The organism is Micromonospora sp. MH33, assembly GCF_003013775.1.
GTDB classification, from domain to species: domain Bacteria; phylum Actinomycetota; class Actinomycetes; order Mycobacteriales; family Micromonosporaceae; genus Micromonospora; species Micromonospora fulviviridis.
On record NZ_MUYZ01000259.1, the window covers coordinates 1 to 10,025 of the forward strand.

Sequence of the window (10,025 nt, forward strand, 5' to 3'; positions counted from 1 at the left end):
GAGGGTGTGGGAGAGTAGGACACCGCCGGACAATCTTCCAGTCAGGGCCACCCTTCGGGGTGGCCCTGACTGCGTTTACAGGCGAATTGGCGCCCCGACGGGCGCCGGCCGTTCAGCGGCGCTGGATGCCCTCGCGGAGTTGGCGGAACAGCGCCGCGGAATCGTCCACCGACCGGCCCGGGAACATCCCCATCGCCACGCTGCCGTGGTCGGCCCAGCCGCAGACCGCGAAGTCGCCGCCGTCGCCGCTGGTCGTACCGCACTTCATGACGCCGCCCAGGCGACCCGCGTCCACCTCTTGCAGGCCCGTCACCTTGCCGGTCTCGTCGGCCATCAGCCCGAACAGGCTGTCCAGGTCCCGCTCCGGTTGCCACAGCAGGGTGGTGCCGCCGAAGAGCAGCACAGACCGCTTGGCGTCCGCCGGGTCGGTGTAGACCGTGCCGAAGCTGTGGTCCAGCTCGATGTCGGCGGCGAAACCGTCGCGCAGGTAGTCGGCGGTGCTGCGGGCCCGGTCGCTGTCGTCCCGGGTGAGCCCCGCCACGGTGGCCGGCGTGGTCAGCTCGGTGTCCTTCTCCGCCAGCACCCGCCAGCCGCCGAGGCCGAGCGCCCCGGCGCCGGCCAGCCCGACCACCAGCGCGGCCGTGAGCGCGATCTTCCGCCGCCGCGAGGCGGGGCGTCGCTCGGGCTCCAGCGCGGGGTCGCGGCGGCTCAGCCGGATCGGCTCGTCGGTCAGGTCGACCGGCTCGGGGCCGTCGTCGACCGGACGCTCGGTGAGGTGCGCGTCGGACATGTCCGCCACCGTACGCGAACTAACAGGTGGCGCACGTCGGGTCTCCGAAAGCGCTCCGTAGACTTTCAGGGTGACCGAGAGACTGGATGCCCGACGCCCCGACGCCCCGACCCTTGCCGGCCAGTACCAGCCCGGCGAGGTAGAGCAGCGACGGTACGAGCAGTGGGTAGCCGCCGGCCACTTCCGGGCGTCGGCGCAGAGCGACAAGCCGCCCTTCGCCATCGTCATCCCGCCGCCGAACGTCACCGGCTCGCTGCACATGGGCCACGCGTTCGAGCACACCCTGATGGACGCGTTGAACCGGCGTAAGCGGATGCAGGGCTACGAGGCGCTGTGGCTGCCCGGCATGGACCACGCCGGCATCGCCACCCAGAACCTGGTCGAGCGGCAGCTCGCCGGCGAGGGACTGTCCCGGCACGACCTGGGCCGGGAGAAGTTCGTCGAGCGGGTCTGGCAGTGGAAGGCCGAGTCCGGCGGCGCCATCCTGGGCCAGATGCGCCGCCTCGGCGACGCGGTCGACTGGGACCGCGAGCGCTTCACCATGGACGAGGGCCTGTCCCGGGCCGTCCAGACCATGTTCAAGAAGCTCTTCGACGACGGGCTCATCTACCGGGCGAACCGGATCATCAACTGGTGCCCGCGCTGCCTCACCGCGCTCTCCGACATCGAGGTCGAGCACACCGACGACGAGGGCGAGCTGATCTCGATCCGCTACAGCGACGAGGTCGTGGTGGCCACCACCCGGGCCGAGACCATGCTCGGCGACACCGCGGTCGCGGTGCACCCCGACGACGAGCGCTACCGGCACCTGATCGGCACCGAGGTGGCCCTGCCGCTGACCGACCGGCGGATCCCGATCGTCGCCGACGAGCACGTCGACCCGAGCTTCGGCACCGGCATGGTCAAGGTGACCCCGGCGCACGACCCGAACGACTTCGAGATCGGCCAGCGGCACGACCTGCCGCAGCTCACGGTCATGGACGAGCGCGGCATCATCACGGCGCCGGGCCCCTTCCAGGGCCTGGACCGGTACGAGGCCCGCCCGGCGATCGTGGCGGCGCTGCGCGAGCAGGGCCTGATCGTGGCCGAGAAGCGTCCGTACGTGCACGCCGTGGGGCACTGCTCCCGGTGCAAGACCACGGTCGAGCCGCGGCTGTCGCTGCAGTGGTTCGTCAATACCGCCCCGCTGGCCAAGGCGGCCGGTGACGCGGTCCGCGACGGCCGGGTGAAGATCGAGCCGGCCGAGCTGGCCAAGCGCTACTTCGCCTGGGTCGACAACATGCACGACTGGTGCATCTCCCGGCAGCTCTGGTGGGGTCACCGCATCCCCGTCTGGTACGGCCCGGACGGCGAGATCGTCTGCGTCGGACCCGACGAGGAGCCGCCGACCGGCGACGGCTGGCGGCAGGACGAGGACGTCCTGGACACGTGGTTCTCCAGCGGCCTCTGGCCGTTCTCCACCCTCGGCTGGCCGGAGCGCACCCCCGACCTGGCGAAGTTCTACCCGACCAGCGTGCTGGTCACCGGCTACGACATCCTCTTCTTCTGGGTCGCCCGGATGATGATGTTCGGCCTGTACGCCATGGACGGCGTGCAGCCGTTCGACGTGGTCGCCCTGCACGGCATGGTCCGCGACGAGCACGGCAAGAAGATGTCGAAGTCGTTCGGCAACGTGGTGGACCCGCTGGACTGGATCGACCGGTTCGGCGCCGACGCCACCCGGTTCACCCTGGCCCGCGGCGCCAACCCCGGTCAGGACGTGCCGGTCAGCGAGGAGTGGTGCCAGGGCTCGCGGAACTTCTGCAACAAGCTCTGGAACGCCACCCGGTTCGCGCTGCTGAACGGCGCGCACACCGAGGGGCCGGTGCCCGCCCCGGCGGAGCTGTCGACCGTTGACAGGTGGATCCTCTCCCGACTGGCGCACGTCACCGCCGAGGTGGACGAGCAGTTCGAGGCGTACGAGTTCGCCAAGGTCTGTGACCTGCTCTACCACTTCGCCTGGGACGACGTCTGCGACTGGTACGTGGAGCTGAGCAAGCCGGTGCTCGCCGAGGGCGGCCCGGCCGCCGACGCCACCCGCCGGGTGCTCGGTCACGTGCTGGACCAGTTGCTGCGCCTGCTGCACCCGGTGATCCCGTTCGTCACCGACGAGCTGTGGACCGCACTGACCGGCGCCGAGACGGTGATGACCGCCGCCTGGCCGGCGGCCGACCGTACCGGCATCGACGACGCCGCGGAGGTCGAGGTCGGCACCCTCCAGCGGGTGGTGACCGAGATCCGGCGGTTCCGTTCCGACCAGGGGCTGCGCCCGACGCAGCGGGTGGCGGCCCGGCTCGACGGCCTGACCGGCGCGGGCATCGCGGTGCACGAACCGCTGGTCCGCTCGCTGGTCCGGCTCGACGCGCCCGGCGACGACTTCCAGGCCAGCGCCACCCTCGCCATGCCGGGCGAGGTAAGCGTCGCGCTGGACACCCGGGGCTCGATCGACGTGGCCGCCGAGCGGGCCCGACTGACCAAGGACCGGGCGGCGGCCGAGAAGGAGGTCGCGCAGGCGCGGGCCAAGCTGGACAACCCGGCGTTCGTCGGCAAGGCCCCCGAGCCGGTGGTTGCCAAGATCCGCGAGCGGCTGGCGGTGGCCGAGGCGGATCTGGTCCGGATCGACGCCGCCCTGGAGGCGCTGCCGTCGTGACCGACCGTACCGAATTCGCCGAGGTGGAGGCCGCGCTCAACGCGCGCGGCTTCACCCGCATGCACTTCGAGCTGGAGAAGATCGAGAGCCTGCTCGACCTGCTCGGCAGCCCGCAGCGGGCGTACCCGTCGATCCACCTGACCGGCACCAACGGCAAGACCTCGACGGCCCGGATGATCGACTCGGTGCTGCGGGCGTTCGGGCTGCACACCGGCCGCTACACCAGCCCGCACCTGGAGACCGTCCGGGAGCGGATCAGCCTGGACGGCGAGCCGGTCAGCGAGGACCGCTTCGTGGCCACGTACCGCGAGGTGGCGCCGCTGGCGGAGCTGGTCGACCAGCGCTCGGCCGAGCCGCTGACGTACTTCGACCTGACCACCGCGCTGGCCTTCGCCACCTTCGCGGACGCCCCGGTGGACGTCGCCGTGGTGGAGGTGGGGCTCGGCGGCGCCGAGGACGCCACCAACGTGATCCAGGCCGGGGTCGCGGTGATCACCCCGATCGGGCTCGACCACACCGAGTGGCTGGGCGACACCATCGAGGACATCGCGCTGCACAAGGCCGGCATCATCCACTCCGGCGCCACGGTGATCGCGGCGGCACAGGAGGAGGAGGCCGCCCGGCCGATCCTGGAGCGCTGCGCCGAGGTGGGCGCCACCGTCGCCCGGGAGGGCGCCGAGTTCGGCGTGCTGCGCCGCGCGGTCGCCGTCGGCGGCCAGGTGCTCACCATCCAGGGCCTGGGCGGCGTGTACGAGGAGATCTTCATCCCGCTGCACGGCGCCCACCAGGCGCAGAACGCCGCCGTGGCGCTGGCCGCGGTGGAGGCGTTCCTCGGCGCGGGCGCGCGGCGCCAGCTCGACATCGAGGCGGTCCGGGAGGGCTTCGCCGCGACCAGCTCGCCGGGGCGGCTGGAGAAGGTGCGTACCGCCCCGACGATCCTGCTCGACGGCGCGCACAACCCGCACGGGATGGCCGCCACCGTCACCGCGCTCCAGGAGGAGTTCGCGTTCAGCAAGCTGGTCGGTGTGCTCGCCGTGCTCGGCGACAAGGACGCGGCCAGCCTGCTGGAGCTGCTGGAGCCGGTGCTCGACTCGATCGTGGTGACCGAGAACAGCTCGCCCCGGGCGATGCCCGTCGACGAGCTGGCCGCGCTGGCCCGGGAGACCTTCGGGCCGGATCGGGTGCAGGTGACCGAGGAGATGCCGGACGCCATCGAGGCGGCCGTCGCCGAGGCCGAGTCCGACGTGCCGGGCGAGCTGGTCGGGGTGGGCGTGCTGATCACCGGATCGGTGGTGACCGTGGCCGACGCCCGCCGGCTGCTCAAGCGATGACCGGCCCGGTGGACGAGCGCCCCGGCCAGGGCGCGCCGACCGAAGGCGTCCCAACCGAGGGCGCGCCGTCCGGAGGCGCTCAGGCCGAGGGTGGCGGGCAGCGGCGGTCCGGGCTGCGCAACCCCGACAAGGCGGTCCGCGGCCTCGGCGCCGGCACGCTGGCGCTGGAGGCGCTCGTGCTGCTGCTGGCCATCCAGCCGATCCGGGTGGTCGGCGGCGACCTGAGCGGGGCGGCCGTCGCCGCGATCGTCGCGCTGGCGGTCGCCTGCGTGGTGCTCGCCGGCCAGATGAAGCGGGCCTGGGCGTGGCACGCCGGCACGGTGTTGCAGGGCCTGCTGCTGCTCGCCGGGCTGCTGCACTGGTCGCTGTTCGCGCTCGGCGTCATGTTCGCGCTGGTGTGGGCGTACGCGCTGCACGTGCGACGGGTCATCCTCGGCTGAGCCGGGACCCCGTCGCCGCCCACGCGGCGGGGCTCAGGCGTCGGCGAGGGTGCGCCACTGGGTGAGCGCGACGCCGTGCCCGTCCGGGTCGCGGAAGGCGGCCGCCCACACCTCCAGCTTCGTGCCCCGGTTGACCACCCGCGGGGCGTACGTGAACCGGACGCCCGACCCGCGCAGCCGCTGGTACGCCGCCTGGATGTCGTCGACCTCCAGGTTGACGTGGACCAGCCGGCGGCTGATCGGGGCGGCCCCGGTCACCCGGCGCAGCACCAGGCGGGTCGGCCCGGAGGCGAGCACGGCGTTGCCCTCGCCCCGGTCCAGCTCGCTGAAGCCGAGGTCCTGGTAGAAGTCCAGGGACCGGTCCAGGTCGGTGACGAGCAGGGTGATGCCGACCCCGCTGATCGGGCTCGCCACCTCGGCCGGCTCGTCGTCGCCTGCCGGGCCGAAGATGGCCTCGTCCAGCTCCTCCGGGGTGGGCGGCGCCTCGTCGGCCGGCTCGTCCAGCGGGACGTCGATCGGGTCCACCGGCACGGTGTCGAACCGCTCCTCGGCCGGCGGGCGGGGCGCCGGGGCCCGGCGGGGGAGCGGGGCGCCCGTGGCCGGCTCGACGAGTTGCCCCTCCAGCACCACCCCGCCGCCGGGGCGCTGGTGCAGCACCACCGGCTCCCGTTCCTCCGGCAGCACGGTGAGGTCGTCGAGGAGGGGGTCCGGCGCGGACGGGAAGTCGTCCTCCGGGGCCCGGTCGGCCCACGGCGGGGCCTCCTGCCCGATCAGCACCTCGTCGACCGGGTCCGGGTCGGCGTACTCGGGCGGGAGGTCGGCCACCGCGGCGGCGCTCTCGGCGTGGGTGGGCACCTCGTCCCAGAGGACGCGGACGTGCCGCTGGTCGTCCAGGGCGACCCGGACCGGCAGCGCCTGGCCCAGCGACGGCCACTTGGCGACCGGGACCCGCGGCTCGATGATCTTCTTGGACCGGGGCGGCAGGCCGGGCGCGTCGATCACCAGTTGCAGCTCGCAGCGGCCGAAGGCGTACTGGGTGGGCGGCTCGGAGGCGCTGTGGACGTGACCCAGCCCGACCACCCAGGTGCGGCCGCCGCCGCGGACCGTGGCCAGGGCGATGGCCAGCACCAGCAGGGCGAAACCGAGCGCCACGATGGCCCAGCTCGTCATGCCCAGCCCGAACAGGATCACGAACGTGGCCAGGGTGCCCAGCACGGCACCGATCAGCTTGCGCACCGGCGCGATGGGTCGGTTCCCGCCATTCGCCACAGTGGACCTCCCAGGGGTTCCAGGGCCAGGCTAGGCCGCCGCGACGACCCAGGGAAGGAGCAGCCGCCGCGCCGGGGCCAGGACCGGGTCGCTACGCTGACCGTACCCAGCCCGACCCGGTTCCGCGCACAGGAGGAAACCAGCGTGTCCAGCAGCAGCCCGGACGAGCGCACGCTCGTACTGATCAAGCCCGACGCGGTCCGCCGCGGTCTGGTGGGGGAGATCCTCGCCCGTTTCGAGCGCAAGGGCCTGCGGATCGACGCGCTGGTGACCCGCACCATGGACGGCGACTTCGCCGACCAGCACTACGCCGAGCACGTGGACAAGCCGTTCTACCCGCCGCTGAAGGCGTTCATGACCGGCGGTCCGCTGGTCGCCCTGGTGCTCTCCGGCGACCAGGTGATCGAGGTGGTCCGCGGGATGATCGGCAGCACCGACGGCCGCAGGGCCGCCGCCGGTACGATCCGCGGCGACTTCTCCCTCTCCAACCGGGAGAACTTGGTGCACGCCTCCGACTCGGTCGACAGCGCCAAGCGCGAGATCGGCCTCTGGTTCCCCGAGCTGAGCTGACCCGGCTTCGCCACGGCCCCGGTTCCGCGCCCGCGGGCCGGGGCCGTCGCACGTGCTCAGCTGGGCAGGCGGGTCAGCTTGTCCGGGTTGCCGACCAGGTAGAAGCCGGTGATCCGGCCGTCGGCGGCGGCCACGGAGAGCGTGTAGCGGGGGCCGGACGGCAGGTGCAGCAGCAGCGCCGGCGCGCCGTTGAGCTCGATCGGGGCGCCCCGGACGCCGGGGTGGCGGCGGTGGTACAGGCCGGTGAAGAAGCGGGCGATCCGCTCCGCGCCGAGGACCGGGTTGCGGGCTGCCGAGACCCGGCCGCCACCGTCGTTCCAGGCGGTGGCGTCGGCGGCGACCAGACCGGTCAACCGGGCCAGGTCGCCGTCGCGCGCCGCGGCCAGGAAGGCGTCGAGCAGCCGGCGCTGCTCCGCCGCTCCGGCGGTGAACCGACGCCGGCCGTCGGCGATCCGGGCGACCGCCCGGTGGTGCAGTTGCCGGCAGTCCGCCGCGGACCGGTCCAGCAGGTCGCCGATCTCGGCGTACGGCAGGGCGAAGGCGGTGTGCAGCACGTACACCGCGCGCTCGGGCGGGGTGAGCCGTTCCAGCAGGTGCAGCAGCGCGGTGGAGAGCGTCTCCCGCTGCTCGACGGTGTCCAGCGGCCCGAACGGCGACGGGTCGGTCGGGACCGGCTCGGGCAGCCACGGCCCGACGTACGTCTCCCGGGCCGCCTGCCGGGCCCGCAGCCGGTCCAGGGCGAGCCGGGCGACCACCCGGGACAGGTAGCGGCGCGGTTCGGCCACGCTGTCCCGGTCGACGGCCAGCCAGCGCAGGTACGCCTCCTGGAGCACGTCCTCGGCGTCGTGCAGGCTGCCGAGCAGCCGGTACGCCAGCCCGAGCAGCATCGGCCGGTGCGCGGTGAGCGCACCGGCCGCCTGCGCCGCAGCCGAGGGTGAGGTCACACCTCGGCCGGCGGCTCGGTACGGGTGCTCACTGAGATCCGGTTCCACACGTTGATTGTGGCGATCGCGATCAGCAGGTCAGCCAGTTCCTTCTCCGACCAGACCTTCGCGGCGGCGTCCCACACGTCGTCCGGCACGCCGTGCTCGCCGAGCCGGGTCACCGCCTCGGTCAGCGCCAGCGCGGCCCGCTCCCGCTCGTCGAAGAAGGGCGCCTCGCGCCACGCCGCCACCGCGAACAGCCGCCGGCTGGACTCGCCGGCCGCCAGCGCCTCCCGGCTGTGCATGTCGACGCAGAACGCGCAGCCGTTCATCATCGACGCGCGCAGCTTGACCAGCTCCAGCACGGTGTGGTCCACGTTCGTCCGGAGGTACTTCTCCAGGCCGAGCACCGCCTGGTACGCCTCCGGCGCCACCGCTGCCACGTTCATTCGGCTCATTGCCGCCTCCCTCGTCTCGTCGGTACGCCCACACGACGGATCCGGGCCGGCGCGGTGTGACGGTGCGAGGGTGTGACGGTGGTCATGGGAGGAGCTGCCCGGCGGCGCGTGGGGGGAACCGGGCCGGACAGCTTCCCGTGTCGACCCCCGGTCGACGCTGCGGACCGCTCCCCGCCCCGCGGCGTCGACCGGGTGACCCGGGCGGACGCGAGGCGACCACCGGGCGGGCCGGTGTTACGCGGGTCACGCTAGGCGCGGGCGGCCGGTGGCGCCATGGATTCGGGCCGGACCGAATCCTCAGGCGGTGCTGCGGACCGGCTCGCCGGAGAGCAGGCCCAGCAGGGCGACGCCGGCGGGCTCCAGCCCGTAGAGCACCCGGCGGCCGGCCCGCCGGCGGTGCACGACCCCGGCGGCGAGCAGCGCGGACAGGTGCTCGGAGACGGTGCTCGGCGCCAGCCCGAGGGCAGCGGCCAGCCCGGCGGTGGTGGCCGGGCGGGCCAGTGCCCGCAGCACCGTGGCCCGGCCCCGGCCGAGCAGCAGCGCCAGGCGGTCGGTGCCGGGATCCGGATGCCCGGCCGGCCCGGCCGCCAGCAGCGCCGCGCCCCGTGCCGGGTAGGAGACCGCCACCACGTTCGGGTGGTCGGTGGAGCAGGCCAGCCCACCGCCGGAGAAGATCAGCGGAATGAGGAGCAGCCGCTGGTCGGCGGCGCGGACCTCCTGCTCCCACGGCTTCACCACGGTCAGCACCGGCCGCTCCCATTGGGCCTGCTCGTGCAGGTCGGCCAGGAGCGCGTCCGGCCCGTCGGCGGCCAGCGCCCGGGCCCGGTGCAGCACCTCCTCGTCCAAGGCCGCCCGCATCGCCGGCCACCAGGGCGCGAGCGCCGCCTCCCACCAGCTGAGCAGGTCGTCGGCGACCCGGTCGAGGGCGGCGCGCGGGTCGGTCGCGTACGGGCGCAGCCAGTCCGGGACGCCGTCCGGCCAGTGCCGGGCGAGCTGCTCGGCGACCAGTTCCACCGGGGTCTCCCGCAGCGCGGCGGTCTCCTCGGCCAGGGTCGGCGCGGCGGTGGGCGGGATCGGGCTGAGGAAGTCCGGCATGTTCGCCCCGGCGTCCAGGTAGACCCGCAGCGGCGCCGAGGCGGGCAGCCCGGCCAGCATCCGGCGGGCCTGCCGGGCCCAGTCCGTGTAGGGCCAGGGCAGCTCGTCGGGGTTGCGGTGCAGCAGCCAGAAGCCGGCCTGGATCTCCCACAGCGGACTGACCGCGATCCGGGTGTGGGCCACGGTCCTGTCGTCCAGATGGATCCGGATCACGCCGCGAGGCTACCGGTACCGGTGTGGCGGGTTTCGACAGCCGTCGTTGAGGTGCCGGCCACCTCGGGCGGCACCCACGGTCATGTCGGGCCGGTAGACCGGCATGGCGACTTCTGAACCGGGAGGATCCATGACGCAACTCGACCGACGTACGCTGCTCCGCGCCGGCCTGGTGGCCGGGGCCGGTGTCGCCGGCGGCGCGGTGCTCGGCGCGCCCGGCGCGCTCGCCGCCCCCGCCTGGCGGCCG

General features: G+C 73.8%; 9 protein-coding genes. 4 read left to right on the top strand and 5 right to left on the bottom strand.

The features are described from left to right. Positions 1–112: 112 nt before the first annotated feature. Positions 113–790, bottom strand: coding sequence for a hypothetical protein (locus B0E53_RS28145; RefSeq protein ID WP_107078783.1), 678 nt, complete (start codon positions 788–790; stop codon positions 113–115). A 70-nt stretch (positions 791–860) separates the two neighbouring features. On the opposite strand from B0E53_RS28145, the gene B0E53_RS28150 reads away from it, so the two are divergent. The 3 genes from B0E53_RS28150 to B0E53_RS28160 are packed head-to-tail and all read left to right on the top strand — an operon-like array spanning position 861 to position 5,250. Continuing rightward, positions 861–3,479: a valine--tRNA ligase gene (locus B0E53_RS28150; RefSeq protein ID WP_107078784.1), complete on the top strand. Its 2,619-nt coding sequence runs from the start codon at positions 861–863 to the stop codon at positions 3,477–3,479. Further along, entirely contained in the window at positions 3,476–4,810 is a 1,335-nt protein-coding gene (locus B0E53_RS28155) for a folylpolyglutamate synthase/dihydrofolate synthase family protein (protein WP_107078785.1), read from the top strand. Before B0E53_RS28150 ends, B0E53_RS28155 begins: the two co-directional genes overlap by 4 nt. After that, positions 4,807–5,250: a DUF4233 domain-containing protein gene (locus tag B0E53_RS28160; protein ID WP_246835639.1), complete on the top strand. Its 444-nt coding sequence runs from the start codon at positions 4,807–4,809 to the stop codon at positions 5,248–5,250. Before B0E53_RS28155 ends, B0E53_RS28160 begins: the two co-directional genes overlap by 4 nt. 33 nt (positions 5,251–5,283) lie before the next feature. Here B0E53_RS28160 and B0E53_RS28165 read toward each other — a convergent pair whose 3' ends face one another. After that, entirely contained in the window at positions 5,284–6,519 is a 1,236-nt protein-coding gene (locus tag B0E53_RS28165; protein ID WP_107078786.1) for a VOC family protein, read from the bottom strand. A gap of 144 nt (positions 6,520–6,663) precedes the next feature. Between B0E53_RS28165 and ndk the strand changes: the two genes are divergently transcribed. Beyond that, entirely contained in the window at positions 6,664–7,089 is a 426-nt protein-coding gene (ndk, locus tag B0E53_RS28170) for a nucleoside-diphosphate kinase (protein WP_107078787.1), read from the top strand. A 56-nt stretch (positions 7,090–7,145) separates the two neighbouring features. Here ndk and sigJ read toward each other — a convergent pair whose 3' ends face one another. The 3 genes from sigJ to B0E53_RS40255 all read right to left on the bottom strand — a co-directional run bounded on the left by sigJ (position 7,146) and on the right by B0E53_RS40255 (position 9,778). Continuing rightward, a complete protein-coding gene (gene sigJ / locus B0E53_RS28175; protein ID WP_246835640.1) occupies positions 7,146–8,033 on the bottom strand; it encodes an RNA polymerase sigma factor SigJ in 888 nt (295 codons plus the stop codon). Next, positions 8,030–8,470, bottom strand: coding sequence for a carboxymuconolactone decarboxylase family protein (locus tag B0E53_RS28180; protein WP_107078788.1), 441 nt, complete (start codon positions 8,468–8,470; stop codon positions 8,030–8,032). The genes sigJ and B0E53_RS28180 overlap by 4 nt, the downstream gene beginning before the upstream one ends. A gap of 297 nt (positions 8,471–8,767) precedes the next feature. Beyond that, complete coding sequence (locus B0E53_RS40255) at positions 8,768–9,778, bottom strand: ArsR family transcriptional regulator (protein ID WP_107078789.1); 1,011 nt, start codon at positions 9,776–9,778, stop codon at positions 8,768–8,770. Between the last annotated feature and the right edge of the window lie 247 nt (positions 9,779–10,025).

What these genes read in the sequence shown, in the direction of transcription:
- B0E53_RS28160 (WP_246835639.1), top strand. Translation starts at nt 4,807, where the DNA reads ATGACCGGCCCGGTGGACGAGCGCCCCGGCCAGGGCGCGCCGACCGAA.
- B0E53_RS28180 (WP_107078788.1), bottom strand. Translation starts at nt 8,470, where the DNA reads ATGAGCCGAATGAACGTGGCAGCGGTGGCGCCGGAGGCGTACCAGGCG.
- B0E53_RS28145 (WP_107078783.1), bottom strand. Translation starts at nt 790, where the DNA reads ATGTCCGACGCGCACCTCACCGAGCGTCCGGTCGACGACGGCCCCGAG.